This window comes from Nostoc sp. 'Peltigera membranacea cyanobiont' 213 (genome assembly GCF_002245975.1).
Lineage (GTDB): Bacteria > Cyanobacteriota > Cyanobacteriia > Cyanobacteriales > Nostocaceae > Nostoc.
The window spans coordinates 25222-47352 of record NZ_NOLI01000020.1 but is presented as its reverse complement, the minus strand read 5'-3'; the positions used below and the strand labels follow the sequence as shown (position 1 = coordinate 47352).

Genomic DNA, 22131 nt, shown 5'->3' with positions numbered 1-22131 from the left:
GAACATACTTAAGTAGTAAGCATTACTGATTTGCTGGACAAGAGAATCTCTTGTCCTATTAGATAAATGTGATAGTAAATTTATCAAATAGGATGCAAAGACTAGGAGGCTAGAGACGCGAAGTGCGATACCTCTGAACAAAGTTCTCCATATCCCTATATCTTTGTATCCTTTAAAAGCGTCCCCAGCACATTGGCGATCATTATGTCACAGACTCCCGATGCTCCATCATCTTCATCTTCTTTGCGGGCAATTGCCCAAACCTTTCGCCTTACAGGTTGGATTAGCTTCTGGATTCAGCTAGTACTAGGCGTTGTTTCTAGCATAATTGTGTTGCTATTCGCCATCTTTAATCAAAGAACTGGTAGTTCTAGTAATAATCCTGGGACTGGTTTTGGCGTATTTTTAGCAATTTGTGGACTGGTTGTTTTGGGTGGAGGTATTTATTTAGCTTACCGTTACACTAGAATTGGCAAGCAATTGGAATCTTCTAATCCCAGTAACCGCCCTCGGAAAAGCGAGACAGTGCAAGTATTACGCTTAGGGCTGTGGGTGAATTTAGGGGGAACGCTGGTGACTCTTTTGGGGGCGCAGGCGATCGTTGGTACACTGGTAGCAAGATCCATATCTCCCCAAGCGATAACTACGCAATTTTTTGACCCTACCCGCATTATTAGCGGTCTAGATATGCTTGTGGTACAGGCAAATACCAACACCGTATCAGCCCATTTTGCAGGGGTTATAGCGTCACTTTGGCTACTCAATCGCATTAACCGACCTTAGTTATGAGTTTTGAGTGCTGAGTCTTCAGGAGTCAAAAGAAATTAATCATAATTTAATACTTAACCCAATATGCTTGGGTTAAATGCAGTATATGGTTTCTTAGTACTGGCAGTGATACTAGGGTAAAATCTTCATTAAGAGATTGAGACTGGATTTTGGCAATAAACTTTGTTTTTCCAGTCACAGCAAACCAAAATTACTATATGCTAAATGCTTAATGTGTTAACTGTATTGACAGGAAGATTTTAGGCTAAAAACTGAGAAAAATCTGTGCTGGATATCAAGCAAATACGGGAAAATCCGCAATTAGTTCAAGAAAGATTGAATAGTCGTAGTGGAAAATACGACATTGAACCGATTCTACAGTTAGATCGGCAACAACGAGAACTAGAGGGGACACGCAGTCAACTCCAAGCTCGGAGCAACGAAATCGGTAAAATTGTCGGGCAAAAGATTAAATCTGGGAGCAATCCTCAAGACCCAGAAATTCAAGCTTTGCGGGATGAAGGTAACTCTGTCAAAGCGACATTGAGCGAACTGGAACCTCAGGAAAAAGACCTCAAAGCTCAAATCGCTCAACTTGTACTGGCGCTTCCCAATTTACCAAGCGACTCTACACCCCTTGGGAAAAATGAGGAAGATAATGTAGAAGTTCGCCGTTGGGGTGATGAGTACATTCCCAAAAATCCGAATATTATTCCTCACTGGGAAATAGGCGAAAAGCTAGGTATTCTCAATGTTGAACGGGCTGTAAAAGTTGCCCAAAGTCGGTTTGTGGCTTTGGTGGGTGCTGGTGCGGCATTGGAGAGGGCATTAATTCAATTTATGCTGACTCTCCATACTCAAGCTGGATATGTGGAAGTCAGTCCGCCGTTGTTAGTTAATACCGAATCTTTGACGGCGACCGGTCAGTTGCCCAAGTTTGCCGAAGAAAGCTTTAAATGCGCTGATGATGATTTGTGGTTGATTCCGACTGCGGAAGTTCCGGTTACAAATCTCTACCGGGGTGAAATTCTTGCTGCTGAAGATTTGCCTATTTACCACTGTGCTTTTACTCCCTGTTTTCGCCGCGAAGCTGGTAGTTATGGGCGCGATATGCGGGGATTAATTCGCCTGCATCAGTTTAACAAGGTGGAAATGGTGAAATTTGTCGAACCTAGTACGTCTTTTGATGAACTGGAAAAATTGGTGGGGAATGCAGAAGCAATTTTACAGGCGTTGCGGTTGCCTTACCGAGTAGTAAATTTAAGTACTGGGGATTTGGGATTTGCCTCTACCAAAACTTATGATTTAGAGGTTTGGTTGCCTTCTTCTGGCAAATACCGCGAAATTTCCAGCTGTTCCAATACTATAGATTTCCAAGCAAGACGGGCTGATATTCGCTTTAAAGAGGCGGGGAAAAAAGGTACTCAGTTCGTACATACCCTGAATGGTTCGGGTTTGGCTGTGGGGCGGACTATGGCAGCAATTTTGGAAAATTATCAGCAACCTGATGGGACGGTGAGGATACCGGAAGCGCTGCAACCTTATTTGGGACGTGAAGTATTGTGATTTGTCATTGGTCATTGGTCATTTGTATTTTACCAATGAGCTATGCCCCATGCCCCATTCCCAATGCCCAATTAGAATAGAGATAACTATAGCTTAATATTTTCACTAATTTACTCTATGTCAGTTTTAGCAGCGATCGCAGTCTTGGCTGTTTTAATCTTGGTACACGAGTTGGGACATTTTGTTGCAGCCCGTTCTCAAGGCATTCTCGTTAACCGTTTTTCTTTGGGTTTTGGCCCAGTTCTTTTGAAGTACCAAGGTTCACAAACCGAATATGCTGTCCGCGCCTTTCCCTTGGGTGGCTTTGTGGGCTTTCCCGATGATGACCCTGATAGCGATATTCCACCCAATGACCCAAATCTGCTGCGTAACCGTCCAGTTTTAGACCGGGCGATTGTCATCAGTGCCGGTGTAATTGCAAATTTAATATTTGCCTATTTGGTGTTGGTTCTACAATTGGGTATCGTCGGCATTCCCAAGGAATTAAACTATCAAGCTGGTGTCGTTGTCCAGCCTGTTAATCAAGAATCTGTTGCTTATCAAGCAGGTATTCGGGAAGGTGATATTATTCTGGCTGTTAACGGTCAGGAACTCCCAGCTTCTGATAAGTCAACTCCTTTGCTGACCAAAGAAATTCAAACTCATCCCAATCAGCAAATCGAACTGAAAATCCAGCGTGAAAACCAACAACAATCCATCAAATTAACACCAAAACTGGGAGCCGATGGCAAAGGTGTTGTTGGGGTAGCGCTTAGTCCAAATGCTACAGCAATTTATCGCCGTCCTAATAGTCCTTTTGAAATTTTCGGTCTTGCTGCTAACAGATTTCAACAATTATTTGTTGGCACACTAAGCGGTTTTGGTCAGTTAATTACCAACTTTCAACAAACTGCTGGACAAGTTTCTGGCCCAGTTAATATTGTCAAAATTGGTGCAAAATTAGCTGAGGATAATGCTGTAAATCTGTTGTCTTTTGCGGCAATTATCAGCATAAACTTAGCTATTATCAATATTTTGCCTTTACCCGCCTTGGATGGCGGACAATTGGCTTTTCTGCTGATTGAAGGTTTGCGCGGTAAGCCTGTACCGGCTCGGATTCAAGAAGGTGTAATGCAAACTGGCTTGGTGTTACTCTTAGGCTTAGGAATTTTTCTGATCGTCAAAGAAACTACTCAATTAACTAGCCAATTGGAGTGGGTACAAAAATTATTCCAGTGAGCGTTACCCGCAAATCTTTATCTGAAAAGCAACGGGCGATAGAAATTTTAACTCGTTTGAAGCGTCTTTATCCAGATGCTACTTGCTCTTTGAATTACTCAACGCCAGTACAATTGCTGGTGGCAACGATTCTGTCGGCTCAATGTACTGATGAGCGGGTGAATAAAGTTACACCAGCTTTATTTAGTAAGTTTCCTGATGCTGCGAGTTTAGCGATCGCTGACTTGGTAGAATTAGAAAGCTTGGTGCGTTCCACAGGGTTTTATCACAATAAAGCTAAAAACATTCAAGCCGCCTGTCGGATGATTGTTAACGAGTTTGACTCTGTTGTGCCAAACCAAATGGAACATTTGTTAAAGCTTCCTGGTGTGGCGCGGAAAACAGCAAATGTAGTTTTGGCTCATGCTTATGGCATTAATGCTGGCGTAACGGTAGATACTCACGTCAAGCGTCTCACTCACCGTTTGGGTTTAACTGAGCATACAGACCCCGTTCGGATTGAGCAAGATTTAATGGGTTTATTGCCGCAGCCTGATTGGGAAAATTGGTCAATTGGGTTGATTTATCATGGTCGTGCTATTTGTAAAGCACGCTCTCCCGTCTGTGTTGCTTGCGAGCTTGCGGATTTATGCCCTACTGTGAATAAGCCGGTGGTTGTAGGGTAAACGACACAAGTAACCCCAGAATTGATGGAGAAACTGTAGAATGGAGAACGGTGTCTTTAAAGAAGTTAGAGAATAATGGCAAAGAAGAGCATGATTGAGCGCGAGAAAAAGCGCACCAGGTTGATAGAAAAGTATGCTGACAAGCGAGAAGCCCTTTTGGATGAGTTCAGAAGTGCAGCATCTCCTTTGGAGAAGTTGGAAATTCACCGCAAGATTCAACAGCTACCCCGGAATAGTGCGCCCACCCGCCACCGCAATCGTTGCTGGTTGACTGGTCGTTCTAGAGGTGTTTACCGCGATTTTGGGTTGTCTCGGAACGTGCTTCGAGAATGGGCGCATGAAGGTCTATTGCCTGGAGTTGTTAAGTCTAGCTGGTAAAAAGTTATGAGTGATGAGTTATGAGTGATGAGTTATGAATCAAGACAAACCTAACTCCTAACTCCTAACTCCTAACTCCTATTGACCACAACACTTATCAATTCCCAGACTTTCTAAGAGTAGATCGCTGACGGCGTTGGCGATCGCAAACTCTCCATAGAAGCTATGGGAAAAATCATAGGACTGCATCTCTGTGACAATGGCAATTACCAGAGAACCAAGGTCGTTTTCTCCTTCCATCCGTTGACGCACAAAAATCTGTGCGGCTCGTTGAGCAATATTTTGGTTTACCGCTTCGGGGATAAATTCTGTATCTAGCCACCGTTGTAAACGCTCTCGTAACCATTCACCTTCGAGCAACGGATTTTCGGGCGGTGGTAGGGTAATGGGTGGAATTGGTTGAGTCATCTTTATTTATATTAAACGCAGAGGGACGCGGAGGGAAACGCAGAGGAACGCTGAGGTTGAGTGATAGCATCAAATTGCGTTTCTAAGAGTGTTTTTTTATATTTATTTATGCAATATGATATCGCCGCTATTGTTGATGGTTATGCACAAGGCTATTTTCTCATGGCTGATGAGCGCGATCGCCTGAGTTGGTACGGAAGTCGCGATCGGACTTTTATTCCTTTGGATGAACGGTTTCGCTACCCCAAGTCTTTGCAGCGTGTCTTGAATCAAGAGCGGTTTAGTGTGGCGATTAATCGGGACTTTCAAGCTGTGGTGGCTGGTTGTGCTAACCGCGAAACAACTTGGATTTCACCGGAATTGCAAAAGATTTACTGGCAACTTTACCAGAATGGTTATGCTTTTAGTTTTGAAACTTGGCAAGGTGACGAATTAGCTGGGGGAATTTTAGGAATTGTCATTGGCGGTGCTTTCATTGGCGAGTCGATGTTTTACCACATTCCCGAAGGTTCAAAGGTGGCGATGGTAAAGTTGGTAGAAAGGTTGCGCCAAAGGGAATTTGTGTTTTTTGATGCCCAAATGATGAATCCGCATTTGGAGAGGTTTGGCGCTTATCGGGTTGAGGATGAAGAATATCAAGGTCTACTTCAACAAGCGTTGCAACTTACTTGTAATTTAGTATAAATAATGACAATATTCTTAATATTGAAGAAGTGATTTGATTGATGGTTTCCATTGTTATCAAACATGGATGGTTTCATCAAATTCTTGGGCAATGTGCCCAGAATGGTGGGTTTGTTTTTATTGCGCTATTGGGTGACTTGGGTAGCGAACTAGAAATCATCTCATATCGGAGGGTTGGAGAAGATCCAATGTTTCCTCTTTCAGACTACATTGAGGGACAACCTCCAAGTATTTTACAGAGATGTGAGGATCTATTTGGAGAATCAGTTAATGCAGTGTGGGTACGGGCTAGAATTCCAGCCGTATTTGGTTCTAATATTTTGATCGGCTTGTCTGTTCCAGACTACAAGTATGGACTCATAGAGCAAATGTTCATCGCTTGTGAGCTAGGCTCAAATGGATACTGGACAGCATACCCATTCATCTGTGAAGATTACAACCTTCGTGCTGGACTGCGTTTTTATCCAGATGCTTCATTAACTGAGATTTATGAACGTATTGCCAAGGCGTTTTGGGAACTATTGCTTCTTGAACCTAAAAGTGTTTGTGCATTCCGTGATGGCTACCTACACTATAACGATATGGATGATGAGGAATGGCATAATGTGGTATTTAAGCATGGTATATTCAGCATTGAAATAATAGACTCTCCCTTATTTTAACAATTAATTAGCAGCACCAAAATGTATTTATTCTTTAGCTCTAATTTAATTTAATTGCACAATCAATTGTGGGTGAGTTACATCACTTCAATATATACTTGGGGCTATGATTTTTGATTGACATAAAACGTGATTAATCTAGATATTAATACCGCAGTTGTATTCATTGCTAAGGGTTGTCCTGTTAGTTATTATAGAAACTACGAGCTTTCGTCAACAAGCAACAAGTGGTGATAGCCAGTGATAGACTAATTCCATTTCTGTATGAAGGTGCGCCGAACTATATGAGGAACGAACCGCAAAGGACGCAAAGAGCGCAAAGAAAGAAATAAGAAGCAAAGGAAATTTAATGCAGCTTCACAAATAAATGGTATAAGCAATAAAAAATTACCATACCATATATCGTTCAATACTTGTATCATTCTATAGATAGTAGAAATAACAATTTTACAAAGTTATTATTCAGCCTGTTAATGCCTGAAAAACGTGTATGTACCCTGGAATAATACCCAGGGTTTTTTTTCATAAAAACGGGAATATCCCAATTTGGCAAAAATATACGTAACTGACGCAAAAACCCTTTTAAATCCTCTTATATTTGTGTTCTTTGTGTCCTTTGCGGTTCGTTTTTTATCCTCCGGGGTAAGTCAAAATTCCTTATCAATTACATCCGATCAACACACTAACCTGCGATCGCCTATTTTTTAAGATATAACGAGTTTGAAAATACATCCTAGTACCAAATGCCCAATATTGATTTCACCCAAAAGTTGCAAGGTTTAATGCAACGGGTAGATATTTCTAGTTTTAAAGCGCTCAGTCGTGCTGCTGGTGTCTCAGAACGTCAAATTTTGCGGTTACGACAAGGAAAACTAGAGCAGATGCGGGTAGAAGTACTGCTTAAGCTTTCCTTAATATTACAGATGCCATTGAGTGAATTAGTCGTAACTTTTTCAACCGGAGAGTTGTTACAGGATAAAACAGCCTCAATTCAGGAATTATTGCAAGAAATTGCAGATTTAAAAAAAGAGTACCAGCGATCGCAACTTCAACTAGAACAGCAGCGAGAGATATTAGTACAAGAATTCCAGCAGTCAACTTTACAATTGCTGGAGTCTTTGTTACTGCAATGGCCAACAGCAGCACAGAAAGCGCAGGAGAATCCACAGCTAGCAGCAGTGAAAATAGTCCCGTTGGTGCAGAAACCCCTAGAAAAACTTTTACAAGCGTGGGGAGTAGAAGCGATCGCACCTGTGGGAGCAGAATTACCTTATAATCCGCAGCTACACCAGCTGATGGAGGGAACTTCACAACCTGGAGAAACAGTCAAGGTGCGCTACACTGGCTACCTTCAAGGTGAGAAGCTGCTTCACAGAGCCAAAGTTAGTCCTGTTTGAAAGAGTTAGGAGTCAGGAGTTATAAATTTATAACTCTTTACTTTTTGTGTTGGATGTTGAGAAATTATAAATATTGGGAATACTAGAGTAGCTGAGGCGATCGCCTCAGAGAACTTTCTGGTAGAGCCTTAAGGGTTGTTTTAAAAGTAGTCGGCTCTGATATTAGGCACTTATCGATCTCCCCTAACCCACGCCAGTCGCTCATGGGGGAAACCCCCAAGACCGCGCTGGCTCCCCTTAAAAGGGGGGAAACGGAATCAAAGTCCCCCTTTTTAAGGGGGATTTAGGGGGATCTAAAAGTATTTGATACATCACTAAGGACTTTTCAAACATCCTCTTAGTGTATTGAGATGGTAGTCCAGAGGTAAATTCTTTCAATTATGTAAGTAATTGGACATAAATAAAAAAATATTTGCGAAATAATCTGAAAAGCAGTAACTTCAGCTTGTAGATTCAGTATATCCCTAAATCAATGAGATACAGGTAAGTCGGCTTTAAAAATAAACCTATGTAAAGAGACTAAAATTATCGAACAGCTTAATAATCGGTTATCCTAACCTTTTTTCAAATCTAAATATACATATTTCTTTTGTGCTGACTTAACTTAATTTTTTATTTAAAATGGAATTTTTACTACTAGTAAAACTATATTTAATCAAGCTAAATATTTTTTTTCATTCTATAAAAAAGATATCAAATTATTTATAATTATTCTTTATCTATCCAGATTAATTGTCAATACTTACTCTATATTGAATTTAGTTTTTTATTTTACAAGCATTTTTAAATGTTCTATGATGGGTATATAATAGCGAAATCAGACCCTCATTTACAAAAATCAGCGTGACATAATTATGAGAGAACAAGTAAAAATTATTAAGCTCAACGGTAATTTAAACGCCACAACTTCACAAGAATTTCGACAAAATATCACTGATATTTTAGAAGGTAGTCCAAGGATTGTGTTAGTTGATTTTAAAGATGTAACATTTATGGATAGTTCCGGTTTGGGAGCTTTAGTATTAGCTTTTAAAACCTTGCGAGCAGCAGATACTAAGCTTGTTCTTTGCTCAATTAACGAGCAAGTTAGAATATTATTTGAACTGACTAATATGGATAAAGTATTTGAAATCTTTCCTAACCAAGACGCATTTAATCAGGTTTTAGTTTCCAATATGTAATTAATCAAACTGAAGTTGCAAAATAGATAAATCATCATCAAAAGCATCTTTGGAGTTCAAAGCGATTAAATAACTCAGTACACGATCGAGTTGGCAATCAACGGGATGTTGTAAGCTGACAAGTAACTGAATAAAAGCGTCCAAACTCCAAAGAGTGCCATCTGATTTAGTGATTTCATAAGCGCCATCACTAAAAATGTAAAGACTACTGAATTCTTCAATATTGCAAAATTCATCAACATATTTTGCTTCTGGAAACATCCCAACTGGCATACCGGGGGTTTTCAAGAGTTTAACTTCAGATTTTCTGGGCGATGCACCAGTTACTAAAACTGCTGGTGGATGGCCAGCACTAGCATAAACTAAATTACGATTAATTCGGTTGTAAACTCCGTACCAAATCGTAAAGTATTTGTCATTTTGATAATTCATCTGAAAAGTATCATTCAAAGCCTTTAATACATCACTAGGTTGATAGTAATTCAGACCTTTGAGCGCACGAGAACGCAGTAGATTCAGCACTGAAACTGAGGGAAGAGTCGCTTTAAGTCCATGTCCGGCAGTATCGAGTAAGTAAATTGCCAGATAATCATCATCAAGCCAATAGTAATCGAAACAGTCACCGCCAAGTTGTCGCGAAGGAATGAATCGGAAATTTATATTGAAGGGTTCAGTCATCGAAAGAGGTAGCAGCGATCGCACATATTCTGCTGCTTCTGACATTTCTGATTCTAAAAGTAACTTTTGAGCTTGCAAATCTCTACTCAATTGATGGAGGCGTAATCCTGCTCTTACCCGTGCTTGTAATTCATTATGCTCGATAGGTTTGGAAATAAAATCATCAGCACCAGCATCTAGACCTTTGACGCAATCGGCAACGGAATCTAAGGATGTTAATAAAATAAAGAATGTGGTGAAAAATTTTGGATCTTCCTTAATCCGGTGACAGACTTCCAAACCTGTCAATCCTGGCATGATCCAATCACAAATAATTAGTGCTGGACGGCAAGCTAGCGCTTTTTCTATTCCTTCCTCGCCACTACTAGCAGTAACTACTTCATAACCCTGTTTTTCTAACATCCTTTTTAGGAGGATTTTTATAGAATAATCATCATCGATTACTAGTATTTGAAACATATAAAATTGTATTGAACACTCATTAATAGTTTTCTAAATAGGAAATAAAAATATATGTTGCTAAATGAGTTAGTAATATTAATAAAGATATCTTACTAACTCACTTATATTTCACCGTCGAATTCATGACTTAATTAATGTCATAAAATATTATGGCGGTGCAAGAGGATTTACCCACAAGAGAATGGAACTTTTTAGCTGATTCAAGTCGCGGTATGCTTCTTGCTTGAACCATTGCCCTAATGCGTCAAAGGGGGTGAAAGATGTTCCAGTTTGCCATTTAATGTCTTGACCTAGAGGTGTTGTGTGATTTCCTGGTAAGGTTTGCGCTGTAACCATTTCATCAAAACGTTCTTGTAAGATTTTGGTTAAAGCTGCTGATTGATCGATGGTGTCATTACTAAATTTTATTAATAAATTACGTCGGATATTGTAACGCTCTTGGACAAGCTTGTTGGTTTCCAAGGGTGAGGGGGTAAACTCGATTGCAAAAGTAGAATTGAACTGTTCTACTAGGGGGATAGCTTCTTTAGCGGCGTAGTTGTTGAAGGATATTAAAATATTACCTGCGCGTTCTACTTTAAAAAGGCTACCAATCAGCAAGTGGAGTTTACAGCCCATACTGTGTCCAAGACCATAGATGGGGAAGTAAAGCTTGCGTAATGCCCCAGAGTCATGTAAGCGTTCGAGGGTGCGGTCAAAGTTTAACAGCACAGATTTGGCGATCGCAGTATGATCCAATGTGTTGACGAAAGGCGTAGCAATTACAACATAGCCTTTACTTGCCAGTTGTTCGAGTAACCAGCGATAAGTGATGTGCGGTGCAGTGGCGACAAATGCACCTCCTAAAAAATGGATGATACCGATGGGATTTCGGGGAATGATTACCCAATTACCTCTGATTTCTTTCCAGTCCATGCCGATAAGCGATCGCTTGAGGAATATTCTTTATGTTAGACCGGGGATCGCAACCGTGGGAAGGATTAGGCAAAAAGCCATTGAGGATGTCTAACATGTCGGTTGGAACCGAACCCATTCAACAGCGTCTTATGGACTTATAGAGAGCATCTACGCCTTCTCAAATTCACTTCTTTATGCACGTTGCCCTGAGTATTGGTTTTAACCCTGAGTCTGTAATCTTTTCATCTCGTCTTGCACATCTAATGCAATCTGTAACGCTTCATTGAGTAATCTTCCATGCTCAGTAGCCTGTTCATTTACTTGCATGGCCGTTAAAGTTGCTAAATTATTGACGAATAGTTCTGTATTACTAAGGATAAAACTCTTATTTTCTCTCAAAATCCTTTCTGTCTTCAAAGCGCGAACTAAATCAGCTTTGGTGAGCTTAAGCGCTGCAAGAACACTCTCTCTTTCCTTGATAAGCACTTCTGGATTACCAGCTTCTTCTATTTGATCGTTGATATCTATTGCTCTAATAACAGTATTATATCTTTCAACATCATTTAACAGAATTCGCAGAGAACTTGTCATGTTGAATTTGACAATTTTACTTCTACTTCTCCATATTAAATATAAGATAGTTTGCGTCAGACCGCCAACCCAAATACCTAAGAAAATTAGTAATATCCAGGATGGAATTTCTATCCATGATACAAATATTTTTAGAAATATATCAAATAAAAGATAGCTAAAAACAAATGTAGCAAACCCAATAAAAATTACAGTTGCGCCTTCCGAGCTTTGAATTTTTTTGATGTATATTTTTGCTAACTTTTGAAGAGCATTTGTAATGATTAAAAGTCGATCGTTAACAGGTAAATTAGTTAGTTTTTGCAGTTCATCCTGACTAATTTCCAAGCCCTGTAAATCATCCCGCACAGCTTTTTAATCCTTGCCAGAATAGTTATTTAATCTAATATAGCAATCAAATTTCTGGAATGCTGGCTTTTTGTCTAAACTTTTTAAGCCACTTAAGACTTCTAGCGAGCTAAAGATTTTTTGTACAATATGATACTCTTTTGCCAAGATAACTATTTATACAATAAGAGTAATCAGAACGAAAATCCATCAATTGGCTGTAAATGCAATTAAATGGCAAAAATAAATGGGACTGATGTAAAAACCCTTTTCAATGCTCTTCCCTTTGTGTCCTTTGCGTCCTTTGTGGTTCGTTTTTCATCCTTCCGGGTAAGTCACAATCCTGTATATAAATTAAACTTGCACATTTGGGATGCTCCCTGGTAAACAGCTATTAGTAACTATAAATAAAAAAATCCGTTTTTGCGGATTTTTTTGTTTACTTATAAAGAATTGTGTCTCACTAGCTACATTAACTGGCCTTTTAAGAAGATTTTTTCTGTTTTGAAACACTACGCTGAGGATTTAAAAATGGGGGAATAGGACAGTCTAGAGTCATGGCGATCGCTCTGAGCAAATCTGCTTCTGACTGCGTAACTTTGTTGTCTAATAGTACCGTGTGAGCGCAGGCATCTACAATAGCTTGCTTGAGTTTTGGACTAGCAAGGCGAAGGCGTTCAATACTCTTCTTAAGTTCAGTGAAATTACAGGTAAGTGGTATTTCTGGTTTTTCTTGCTCTCCGGCTTTAGGAAGTCGAAAAACTCCAGAACGAAAAGCATAGGCAATGTCCTCGATGTAGGCATCGGGCTGAGAGTGTCCAACGCGAGCAATTACAGATAGTACTAATAGACAATCTGGCCAAATCTGTTCTATGGAGGTGAATTCTACCGTTGTAGTAGATGTGGGATTTATACTAGGTTGGAGACGATGCCACAGTATTAACTGCAAGACGAAATGCCACAGTGATAAACTTTCGGTGGCTACAACTAAACCGTGGACGCATTTACACAACCTTTGGCATTCTTTGGCAGAATTTTGGCGCAATATGGGTACTGCCAAATCTACAAGTGGTAAACGAATTTTAGGATCTAACTGGCTAATTTCGCTACTCAATTCCAAGGTTTTATCTACCAACTCAGGCGGCTGCACCTCGCGTAACCAAGCAATTTGACGTTTTTGGATCTCGATATTTTCAGAATCTAATGCTAGGGCAAAAGCGATCGCCATTGCACTTTGCTGTTCTCGCACGCCCAAGCGTAGAGATTCTGGTAACTGCGATAACAGCCCTTGAGCATGGGAAAAATGCTCTGGGGTAACGCTTCCTACCTGGTTTACAAACTGTTCTGGCGTGGCGCTAGAACCACCAGCAAAGCCCATTGTTAGAGATTCCTGGGAGGGGGAACGCATTTGATTGCGAGATGGCATTGCTGCCAAATTGCTGCCGTTCAAACCCCCAACGCGACGGATACGTTCTGTTAGGGGCGGGTGGGTAGAAAACATATTTTCCCAGAAAGAGGGGTTGAGGGCATTGCCAAAAAACATGTGGCTAGCGGCTTCTGCTGCGGGCGAAATCAACCGCGAATCCATCTGTTGGAGTTTTTGGAAGACTCCGGTAAGTCCGTTGGGGTTGCGAGTAAACTGTACAGCCGAAGCATCGGCGAGAAATTCGCGTTGGCGAGAGACAGCGGCTTTAATCAATCGCCCGCAGAGTAATCCGATACCGCCAATTGCCATCAGTGCTAAACCAAAAGCCCAGATAGGTAAACCCTTATCTTCTTTTCCTAAACGGAAATCACCGCGAATTCGCCACAACAACTCCCCAGTTAAATAAATGAACAAAATCCCGTGTAATAGTCCCACCAAACGCAAATTGAGCCGCATATCTCCATTGAGAATATGACTGAATTCGTGGCCAATGACTCCTTGTAGCTCATCTCGGCTCAAGTGTTGCAAAGTTCCACGGGTGACTCCAATTACAGCATCATTGGGGGTAAATCCGGCAGCAAAGGCATTAATGCTGGTTTCTCTTTCAAGGAGATAAACTTGTGGGACAGAAATACCAGAAGCGATCGCCATTTCCTCGACAATATTTAATAGTTGTCGCCCTTGTTCATCTGCCATATCTGGGAGTAGGAGGCTTCCCCCCAACTCCTGAGCAATTAAACTTCCGCCTTGACGGAGACAGGCAATTTTATATAAGCTTCCGACTGCGATCGCAATTATTGTAATCCCAGCTACGTAGATAAATAATCCTGGATGCCACCAAACACGGGGAGCCATGCGGAACAGAAATAAAGCGGCAATGTAAATCGCCATAATCATAACTGCGATCGACAGGGAAAATAAGCCAATTAATTGTTGCGTGTTTTGGCGTGCCCGATCCTGATGTTCAAAGAAATTCATAGATATTTAAAAAGACACGCGGGGAGCATTTCTTATTTCTGGAGTAGCTTCGGCGAGTAATTCTGCGACAGTAAAGTTAAAAGTATTCGCCACAAGATTGCTGGGGAAAGATTCGCTCTTGGTGTTGTAAAGTGTTACAGCATCATTAAAAGCCTGACGTGCAAAAGCAATCCGGTTTTCAGTGGAAGATAATTCTTCCATAACTTGAGTCATGGCGCGATCGGCTTTCAATTCTGGATAAGATTCTGAAAGTACCATCAAGCGGCTTAATGCACCCGTCAGCGCCCCTTCAGCGTTACCCAACTGTTGCATCGCTTGAGGATCGCCAGGATTTTGCACAGCACGACTGCTAGCATTAATTGCAGAATTCCGGGCAGCAATAACTGCTTCTAGGGTTTCTCGTTCATGTTTCATATAACCTTTCGCAGTTTCCACTAAGTTGGGAATTAAATCATAGCGGCGCTGCAATTGAACATCGATTTGAGAATAAGCATTTTTGTACCGATTGCGATATTTGACTAAATCGTTGTAGCCATTAATGATAATTACAGCAATAATGGCAACTAAAGCAACAGAAAATATTAAAAGCCCCATATTTTTAGATTATTTCCATTAAATACTTACTTTATATCCAACAATATTTATGTGGATATAAAGATGAGTCTACTTGTAGGAAGTTGGCTTCGTCGTCTGTAAAATTAGTTACGCAATTGCACTGATATAGATAATTTGTAGGATTTTTTAAATAAGGGACTTCCAAGAAATAAATTATCCATCTTGTAGGGTGGGCATCTTGCCTGCCCTAAATCTGGGACGGGTGGGGACACCCATCCCACAAAAAATTTGGGATGTTTTTTTATTTGGAAGTCCCTAATCATAGAAAATGCAGAGAGAGAAACACAAAGATAAGATAAATAATTTTCCACACTTATAAATTTTTGTGAATTCTATAATCTTCTCTGTGTTGCGCCAGTTGCTTCAAGTCGGGGAACCCGCCCAACGCACTGGCTTCTCTGCGTCTCTGCGGTTGATTAAAAATTGCGATCAGTTAAGTTACCCATGAATATGAATAAAGAGTGAATAACCACTGATAGCAAAAATAAAAAGGATGGCGGCAGGAAAAATTACTACATCCCTGACAATAAATAAAATCCAATCTTTTCTTAATTCCTGTTTAAACTTGAGTTCTCGTAGTTTTCGCTCAAGTTCTACGTCTTCTTGTGGCTGCAAGTTTTCAGTTGACATAATGAGTGAATCGTCACCTTTACTCGCAATTATTTCTGATAAATCTTTTATATCTGTCATGCTGTTCAAATACCAATAATTTCTAATTTTAAGATTGTAGTTATGACCATTCTGCCCTGTACAATTTTTCATACGGAATATGCCATTTTATGTAAAGCTTCATTTATCCGCATCAATTCCGTTTCACGCCTGACCAAAAGCACATCATAAATTGAGCAAACACTTTACCTACATTGAACCTGGCTATATGATGCTCTAGACTCGACCTTAGCGCACCTTTATCAGATCGTGAAAGAATGATTGAGAAAAACGAGTATAGACAAACATGATAAAAATATTAGCTGAAAACTTGATGGGAATTGAAGCAGGATTACAAACTAATTGGGTTTGGTTAAATACCAGCTTGCAGTTTGTTAGCTGGGGACTTTTTTCACTTTTGCTTGCTGAGGTCTTGAGAGACAGCTATCATGCTTTGTGTCACCAAGTCAACTGGCTTGCTAAATGGCACAATAAGCACCATGCAGCCTATCGCCGCGATTTATCGATAGTTTCCCTGAAAATTTATCAAGAATCCCAACTCTATCACGACATTTTAGAGTCGAGTCTACTGCTGGTGATATTGGTAGTCATTGCCTTAATTGTCCAGCAGATGGGGTTATGGCTGGGAGTAGCTTATGGTTCCACCTTCTTGTATGGCGCGTCTATGCGATATTTCCAGGGAAAAATTGATACAGATTTCAACCACCTCCCCGGCCCTTTAGAGACAATTCCATCCATTTGGTGGGTGAATCGCTCTTATCATTGGCGGCATCATTTTGATGATGTCAATGCTTATTACAGTGGTGTCTTTCCCCTGGTGGATAAAATTATTGGTACAGGACTATCTCTCAAGGGGAAAACCATCGCTTTAACCGGAGCATCAGGAGCATTAGGGCAAGCGCTGGCGGCTGAACTTGTAAAGAATAATGCTAAAGTCGTGGCGTTAACCACTAATCCCGAAAAATTAGTAGAGCAAGTTGGGGTAAAGGTGGTTCCCTGGCAATTAGGTAATGAAGCTGAACTGAAGAATAGTTTAGAGAAAGTAGATATTTTAATTATCAACCACGGAATTAATGTCTACGCCAGCCGCACACCAGAGGCTATCAATTCCTCTTATGAGGTGAATACCTTTTCAGCATTACGGCTGATGGATATATTTGTAACAACTGTAACAGGGCCACAGGCAAAAGCAACGAAGGAAATTTGGGTAAACACTTCTGAAGCTGAGGTTTCTCCAGCACTGAGTCCGCTTTATGAACTCAGCAAAAGAGCGTTAGGAGATATTGTTACCCTGAAGCGTTTGGATGGGGATTGTGTAATTCGCAAGTTAATTCTTGGCCCATTCAAGAGTCAACTTAATCCTTATGGAGTGATGTCTGCACAGCAAGTTGCTCGTGCTATCTTATTTTTCGCGCGGCGAGACTTCCGAAATATTATTGTGGCAATAAATCCTCTCACCTATCTGCTATTTCCCTTAAAAGAAATTAGTACGTCGCTATACTATCGAGTCTTCAGCCGCACAGCGAAAAGTGAACAGGACTTACGTAAACAATAGCCGAAACCCTGATTTTAGGTAGGGGCAATTTATGAATTGCCCCTACAGAGTTTAGTTTTGCGTAGGCGTAGCCCGCCGCAGGCATCGCTCCGAGTAAGTGCTGATTATTTAATCTTGAAAAAAGCATACTCTTATGGAGTTTTAAAATGTAAAGGCTATTCTATTCTGTTTCATTTACCCTCAAAACTATTTAAAATCTCTTCAGGTAAGGGACTATCAAAATCATCTGGAACAATGAACTCCCCAGCACATAAGCCATAAGGTCTAATTTGTTGAAAGGTGGCTGAAACTGGTTTAATTTCTGCAATAGGTAAACCTGCTTGCATGATAATAATACTTTCTCCTGCTGCTACTTTTTGAATATAACTAGTTAGATTTCGCTGGATTTCATCAATTGTTACGGTTAACATAAGATGTGTGTGTAGAAATATTTCTAGTATATGAAGTTGAGAGTTTTAAGTTATAGCAATGACTATTCTAGATTTAACAGCAGCTTTTATGCTTAATTAACTAACTGCAAATTCAGTATACTGTCTGATATCGGCTGGTTGGAAGGCAAGAACAATTTGATTTTTAGGAATACCAGCGTTAACAAGTTCGTTGGCTATACCGTATTCTGTACCGTCTCTTTGAATCCATATTTTGCCGTTGATAATATCAAGATGGACTAAGCAACCATGCACCCGTTGATTATTTTCCCAGCCTAATGTTAGTAGTAGGTAATGGTTAGCGGTTTGGTCTATAATTAGTTGTCTTTCTAGTTCTCCGTAAGCATAGGTAAGTTGGGCGTATTCAATTAATATTTTTTGAATGACTTGGCGATAGTTATCTAAGGTATCCATTGCAGTACCACCTTTCGTTTTGAGTCGAAGACAAGTAAAAAAAGGCACGGTCTTTTATTATAATTAAATTTTATATGACAATAGTACGTGTTTTTACTGTTGCCATATAAATTTAATCATAGTAATTTTAAAAGTCAAGTATACAACTAGATAAAAAAATGACTGAAGATAATACAGAAATTATATTAATACCAACAAAGATTACATCATCTCAAATTGAAAATTCTATTACAGCATTGGATAAGCCATACATTGATTTGCTAAATTATCTTGGACTACCAACGGATAATATTTTTTCATCTGTTGATGAAAGGAGAAAAGCGATATTTGCACTGTACAGTGCTTTAGAGACTCTTCCAATAGAAGAAAAAAGCAAAGCCACATATTTATCAAAATTTGTAGCATCAATCATTAACGGCTTATTTGATGGTGCTTTAGCTTTCCTATGGGATGAAACTATCAGGGCATTAAATAGATTAATAATTGGTTATGATTTACAATATTTTTATGATGTGGCAGGAAGCATATCTTCAAAATATAAAGGTTTACTTTCAGAAGAAGAACTTGAAGCTATATCTGCTCATGACTTACTAGAAATATCTCAAAGAATAGGGTTAATTAATAATATTAACTTTAAAAGATTAGAGACTGTTAATTTTTTCAGAAATCATGCTAGTTCTGCACATCCAAATGATACTGAACTTACTGGAACAGAAATGATTGTTTTCTTAGAATATTGTTTGAAATATGTAATAAATGCAAAACCAGATTATTCTGTAGTTAGCTTAAAACAACTGAGAGATAATATAAGAAAAAATGTAATAAATGCAAATGATTTTTCTATCATTGGTAATGATTTCTCTAAACAACCTCAAGTCAGAAAAGATGATTTCCTCCTTTCTATTTTTGGAATCTATTGTGATAATAAACAAGAGCAGTTTGTTAGAGTTAATATAGAAAAACTAATTCCTCATGTCTGGAATAATGCAACGGATGAAGCTAAATATCGTATAGGTTCTAAATTTGGATTATACAGAAAAAATGCTGATACATTTAGAAGAGAAGCAACTGAGAGAATTTTAGAATTAGTCGATGGTCTTCGGTATAAAGACGAAGATAGTTTAGCAGCAGAGCTTATTGAGAAACTACAAAATTTGAGGACAGTTCATTTTGAATATAATAACTTTTATAATGAATATCCTCATGCTAAATCTATATCAGTTTCGATCCCAACAACCGGTATACCAAAATCAGTTAGAAGTTTATTTGTCAAGATTATTTGTATTTGTTATTGCGGAAATGGCAAAGGCTATAAAGATGGTATTGATGAGAGAGCATTAACTTACTACGAAAAATTTATTGAAGGTTTTAAAATAGAAGAGATTAAAGAATATATTAAACTCTTCAGTGATAATGAATTTGTATTTGATCTAGATACACCAAAAGCTGATCTCCGCATGAAGAAACTAGCGAAATCTCTTAGAGATAAAACAACCGATGTTCTCATAAATAAGGCACTATACATAATTTCTAATTTTCCTAAAAATAAGTTGCCTAAAATTTCTCTAGATTCTTCTTATCAAGAAGCTATTAAGTACATTTAAAGTCTTGGCAACTACGGCTATGCAAGAGAATACAGCATTGCCTAGTATCATGCAGTGACTACTATAAAGCAATACGGGACAAGCCCAAAAGCCTATCCCCCCCCAAAAAAATCAACTAATCAATGTATCAAGTTCCCGAAGTCTAAGAATTGATGTACTTAATTTGCTCAGGAGTCAAACTCTCAATTCCAATACCCAACGCTTTCAACTTCAATCGGGATAGAATGCAAGAAATTAAACAGATGCAAAACCAGTAAACTGCCGGACATAAGGTGATCTAAAACCTAAAACAATATCTGTTGTCGGCACACCTAATTCTACTAATTGATTAGCTATTCCTTCTTCAGTAAAATCGCGCTGAATCCAAATTTTATCATCCTTGATACTAATATGAATGGGGCATCCATACACTCTTTCTTCATCATGCCATCCCACATATAATAATAAATAGCGATCGCGTTCTGTATCAAAGATAATTTCAGTATTTTCTAAATCTTCTTTTGGTTGTTCATTTACATATTTATAAATAACTTTTTTCACTAATTCCTGATAATTTAATTTTTCCATAATACTATCTCCTGTTTTTGGACATGAAAAACCAATAACTTGATTTCATATCGTTCTAATACACTTTGAATAAAAGAATCCAGAAAAAATTCTTGGTAGATATCTTTAGCTATTGCCAAGTATAATACTCGCTCAGAGTCCTTCTGCTCCAAGGCTACTCTGTAGTTCAAAAATTGACCGACAGCTGTATGAAATTCTGAGATTGCTGATATCCCAATAAAACTTTTTACCTCCACTGCTATTTTTTGCTCATCTTTATCAGCCGCAATTAACTTTTGCGCTCCCATGTCTATTTTAATTCTAATTTGTTCAGTGAGTTGAAAGAACAAGGGATCGTGTGTAATTTTCCAGCCATCTTTTTCTAAGGCTACTTTCACAGTATTATGAAAAATATCTTTTGCTGACATATAAAAAAGAATAGTCTAAATTATAATCTTACCTAATTTTTTAAGTAAGCTATTGCACTTGCGTCTACTCTACAGGAATGCTTCAGCGAATGTGCGAACACAAAAAAAGGGATAAGCCTAAAAGCCTATCCCCTAAAAAATCAATTAATCAATGTATCAAGTTCCACTTGTCCAAGAATTGATGTACTCAATTTGATCTGCTGTTAGGCTATCAATTGTAATGCCAATAGCTTGCAACTTCAACCGAGCAATTTCTTGATCGACTTCAACAGGAATTGAGTGCAAACCTGGTTCCAACTTACCTTTGTTCTTCACCAGGAATTCACAAGCCAAAGCTTGGTTCGCAAAACTCATATCCATTACCGCACTGGGGTGTCCTTCAGCCGCAGCTAGGTTAATCAAGCGTCCTTGTCCGAGAACGACAACTGATTTACCATTTTTCAACTTATACTCTTCAGTGAAAGGACGAACATCTTTGACTTCCTTAGCTTGTGCAGCCAAGTATTTCAAATCAAGTTCTAGGTCGAAGTGACCGGAGTTACAAACGATCGCACCATCTTTCATGACATCGAAGTGTTCGCCGCGAATGACGTGCTTGTTACCAGTCACAGTGATAAAAATATCACCTTCAGATGCAGCTTTAGCCATTGGCAGGACGCGGAAGCCATCCATTACGGCTTCAATTGCCTTGATGGGGTCGATTTCGGTGACGATGACGTTAGCACCCATTCCACGAGCGCGGAGGGCTGTACCTTTACCACACCAGCCATAACCGACGACAACAACGTTCTTCCCAGCCAACAAAATATTTGTGGCGCGGATAATGCCATCTAGGGTTGATTGCCCAGTACCATAGCGATTATCAAAGAAGTGCTTGGTATCAGCGTCGTTGACGTTGACTGCGGGGAAGGTGAGAACGCCTTCTCTAAACATGGCGCGTAACCGCACAATACCAGTGGTGGTTTCTTCGGTGCTACCAATCAAATCAGCGATTTGGTGTTGGCGGTGTTGGATTAAAGCCGCAACTACATCGCTACCGTCATCAACAATAATGTTGGGGCGATGATCTAAAGCTATTTGGACGTGGCGGTTATAAGTTTCGTTATCTTCGCCTTTTTGAGCAAAGACGGGAATTTCATGATCGACAACGAGGCTAGCGGCTACGTCATCTTGAGTTGATAAAGGATTGCTAGCAATTAAAAGCGCGTCTGCACCACCGGCTTTCAGAGCGATCGCCAAGTGTGCTGTTTCTGTTGTAATGTGGGCGCAAGCTACAAGGCGTAAACCAGCGAATGGTTTTTCGATCGCAAAGCGATCGCGGATTTGCTTCAAAACTGGCATTTCGCGTCCAGCCCATTCAATGCGCTGTCTACCCAAGGCAGCTAGGCCGAGGTCTTTAACCTCGTGCTTTAATCGGGGAGAAGTTGCGGTCATCAAAAGTTACCTCAAAAAATTAAAAAAGGTACGTAAAATTTACGCACTCTACTAGGTTATTCTACTACTGGCGATTTTTGCTTGTTATGAAAGCAAATCACTAGTTAATAGCCCTCAAAACTAGCTTGACGTTTGATCGGTGGAATGTCAAC

Annotated in this window: 25 protein-coding genes; 11 read left to right on the top strand and 14 right to left on the bottom strand. The window is 39.6% G+C overall.

Translation table 11 applies throughout. The annotated features are described in order from the left end of the window. Nucleotides 1–204 precede the first annotated feature (204 nt). The 5 genes from CDG77_RS08650 to rpsN all read left to right on the top strand — a co-directional run bounded on the left by CDG77_RS08650 (nucleotide 205) and on the right by rpsN (nucleotide 4595). A complete protein-coding gene (locus CDG77_RS08650; RefSeq protein ID WP_094328992.1) occupies nucleotides 205–783 on the top strand; it encodes a DUF3611 family protein in 579 nt (192 codons plus the stop codon). Between the two features lie 270 nt (nucleotides 784–1053). Next, nucleotides 1054–2334 carry a serine--tRNA ligase gene (gene serS / locus CDG77_RS08645; RefSeq protein WP_094328991.1) on the top strand — a complete coding sequence of 427 codons (1281 nt, stop codon included), beginning with the start codon at nucleotides 1054–1056 and terminating at the stop codon, nucleotides 2332–2334. 117 nt (nucleotides 2335–2451) lie between these two features. Then, nucleotides 2452–3552: an RIP metalloprotease RseP gene (rseP, locus tag CDG77_RS08640; protein ID WP_094328990.1), complete on the top strand. Its 1101-nt coding sequence runs from the start codon at nucleotides 2452–2454 to the stop codon at nucleotides 3550–3552. Beyond that, the gene (gene nth / locus CDG77_RS08635) at nucleotides 3528–4217 is read left to right on the top strand and encodes an endonuclease III (protein ID WP_094328989.1); all 690 of its coding nucleotides are present in this window, start codon (nucleotides 3528–3530) and stop codon (nucleotides 4215–4217) included. Before rseP ends, nth begins: the two co-directional genes overlap by 25 nt. Before the next feature lie 75 nt (nucleotides 4218–4292). Then, nucleotides 4293–4595 carry a 30S ribosomal protein S14 gene (gene rpsN, locus CDG77_RS08630; protein WP_094328988.1) on the top strand — a complete coding sequence of 101 codons (303 nt, stop codon included), beginning with the start codon at nucleotides 4293–4295 and terminating at the stop codon, nucleotides 4593–4595. Nucleotides 4596–4673: 78 nt separating this feature from the next. Here the strand turns inward: rpsN and CDG77_RS08625 are convergent, their stop codons facing one another. After that, nucleotides 4674–5003 carry a hypothetical protein gene (locus tag CDG77_RS08625; RefSeq protein ID WP_094328987.1) on the bottom strand — a complete coding sequence of 110 codons (330 nt, stop codon included), beginning with the start codon at nucleotides 5001–5003 and terminating at the stop codon, nucleotides 4674–4676. A gap of 108 nt (nucleotides 5004–5111) precedes the next feature. Here CDG77_RS08625 and aat point away from each other — a divergent pair, with 108 nt between their 5' ends. The 3 genes from aat to grpE all read left to right on the top strand — a co-directional run bounded on the left by aat (nucleotide 5112) and on the right by grpE (nucleotide 7746). Beyond that, entirely contained in the window at nucleotides 5112–5687 is a 576-nt protein-coding gene (gene aat / locus CDG77_RS08620) for a leucyl/phenylalanyl-tRNA--protein transferase (protein WP_094328986.1), read from the top strand. 41 nt (nucleotides 5688–5728) lie between these two features. After that, nucleotides 5729–6349, top strand: a complete 621-nt coding sequence (locus CDG77_RS08615; protein ID WP_094328985.1) for a hypothetical protein — start codon at nucleotides 5729–5731, stop codon at nucleotides 6347–6349. A 743-nt stretch (nucleotides 6350–7092) separates the two neighbouring features. Next, complete coding sequence (gene grpE, locus CDG77_RS08610) at nucleotides 7093–7746, top strand: nucleotide exchange factor GrpE (protein WP_094328984.1); 654 nt, start codon at nucleotides 7093–7095, stop codon at nucleotides 7744–7746. Between the two features lie 82 nt (nucleotides 7747–7828). On the opposite strand, the gene CDG77_RS38465 is transcribed toward grpE, so the two are convergent. After that, nucleotides 7829–7951, bottom strand: coding sequence for a hypothetical protein (locus tag CDG77_RS38465; protein WP_262985143.1), 123 nt, complete (start codon nucleotides 7949–7951; stop codon nucleotides 7829–7831). Between the two features lie 649 nt (nucleotides 7952–8600). On the opposite strand from CDG77_RS38465, the gene CDG77_RS08605 reads away from it, so the two are divergent. After that, nucleotides 8601–8927, top strand: coding sequence for an STAS domain-containing protein (locus CDG77_RS08605; protein ID WP_094328983.1), 327 nt, complete (start codon nucleotides 8601–8603; stop codon nucleotides 8925–8927). On the opposite strand, the gene CDG77_RS08600 is transcribed toward CDG77_RS08605, so the two are convergent. From CDG77_RS08600 to CDG77_RS08575, 7 genes are all read right to left on the bottom strand, one after another. Continuing rightward, nucleotides 8928–10064, bottom strand: coding sequence for a SpoIIE family protein phosphatase (locus CDG77_RS08600; RefSeq protein WP_094328982.1), 1137 nt, complete (start codon nucleotides 10062–10064; stop codon nucleotides 8928–8930). Nucleotides 10065–10214: 150 nt separating this feature from the next. After that, nucleotides 10215–10982, bottom strand: a complete 768-nt coding sequence (locus CDG77_RS08595; protein ID WP_094328981.1) for a DUF1350 family protein — start codon at nucleotides 10980–10982, stop codon at nucleotides 10215–10217. Next, complete coding sequence (locus CDG77_RS36335) at nucleotides 10957–11100, bottom strand: hypothetical protein (RefSeq protein WP_181154277.1); 144 nt, start codon at nucleotides 11098–11100, stop codon at nucleotides 10957–10959. Before CDG77_RS36335 ends, CDG77_RS08595 begins: the two co-directional genes overlap by 26 nt. 83 nt (nucleotides 11101–11183) lie before the next feature. Continuing rightward, nucleotides 11184–11903, bottom strand: a complete 720-nt coding sequence (locus CDG77_RS08590) for a hypothetical protein (protein ID WP_094328980.1) — start codon at nucleotides 11901–11903, stop codon at nucleotides 11184–11186. 463 nt (nucleotides 11904–12366) lie between these two features. After that, a complete protein-coding gene (locus CDG77_RS08585) occupies nucleotides 12367–14286 on the bottom strand; it encodes a M48 family metallopeptidase (protein WP_094328979.1) in 1920 nt (639 codons plus the stop codon). Between the two features lie 6 nt (nucleotides 14287–14292). After that, complete coding sequence (locus CDG77_RS08580; RefSeq protein ID WP_094328978.1) at nucleotides 14293–14880, bottom strand: LemA family protein; 588 nt, start codon at nucleotides 14878–14880, stop codon at nucleotides 14293–14295. A 459-nt stretch (nucleotides 14881–15339) separates the two neighbouring features. Next, the gene (locus tag CDG77_RS08575) at nucleotides 15340–15663 is read right to left on the bottom strand and encodes a hypothetical protein (protein WP_223269743.1); all 324 of its coding nucleotides are present in this window, start codon (nucleotides 15661–15663) and stop codon (nucleotides 15340–15342) included. A gap of 193 nt (nucleotides 15664–15856) precedes the next feature. Between CDG77_RS08575 and CDG77_RS08570 the strand changes: the two genes are divergently transcribed. Continuing rightward, nucleotides 15857–17125 (top strand): bifunctional sterol desaturase/short chain dehydrogenase, encoded by a 1269-nt coding sequence (locus CDG77_RS08570; protein WP_094328977.1) that lies wholly within the window; start codon nucleotides 15857–15859, stop codon nucleotides 17123–17125. A 170-nt stretch (nucleotides 17126–17295) separates the two neighbouring features. Here the strand turns inward: CDG77_RS08570 and CDG77_RS08565 are convergent, their stop codons facing one another. Together CDG77_RS08565 and CDG77_RS08560 are read right to left on the bottom strand one after the other, a co-directional pair. Next, the gene (locus CDG77_RS08565) at nucleotides 17296–17535 is read right to left on the bottom strand and encodes a type II toxin-antitoxin system Phd/YefM family antitoxin (RefSeq protein ID WP_094328976.1); all 240 of its coding nucleotides are present in this window, start codon (nucleotides 17533–17535) and stop codon (nucleotides 17296–17298) included. 96 nt (nucleotides 17536–17631) lie between these two features. After that, a complete protein-coding gene (locus CDG77_RS08560) occupies nucleotides 17632–17967 on the bottom strand; it encodes a XisI protein (RefSeq protein ID WP_094328975.1) in 336 nt (111 codons plus the stop codon). Nucleotides 17968–18125: 158 nt separating this feature from the next. Here CDG77_RS08560 and CDG77_RS08555 point away from each other — a divergent pair, with 158 nt between their 5' ends. After that, nucleotides 18126–19571, top strand: a complete 1446-nt coding sequence (locus CDG77_RS08555) for a hypothetical protein (RefSeq protein ID WP_094328974.1) — start codon at nucleotides 18126–18128, stop codon at nucleotides 19569–19571. Nucleotides 19572–19805: 234 nt separating this feature from the next. Here the strand turns inward: CDG77_RS08555 and CDG77_RS08550 are convergent, their stop codons facing one another. The 3 genes from CDG77_RS08550 to ahcY all read right to left on the bottom strand — a co-directional run bounded on the left by CDG77_RS08550 (nucleotide 19806) and on the right by ahcY (nucleotide 21979). Then, nucleotides 19806–20138, bottom strand: coding sequence for a XisI protein (locus CDG77_RS08550; protein WP_094328973.1), 333 nt, complete (start codon nucleotides 20136–20138; stop codon nucleotides 19806–19808). After that, a complete protein-coding gene (locus CDG77_RS08545) occupies nucleotides 20126–20545 on the bottom strand; it encodes a XisH family protein (RefSeq protein WP_094328972.1) in 420 nt (139 codons plus the stop codon). The genes CDG77_RS08550 and CDG77_RS08545 overlap by 13 nt, the downstream gene beginning before the upstream one ends. Nucleotides 20546–20701: 156 nt before the next feature. Then, on the bottom strand, nucleotides 20702–21979 hold the full coding sequence (ahcY, locus tag CDG77_RS08540; protein ID WP_094328971.1) for an adenosylhomocysteinase: 1278 nt from the start codon (nucleotides 21977–21979) through the stop codon (nucleotides 20702–20704). Nucleotides 21980–22131 lie beyond the last annotated feature (152 nt).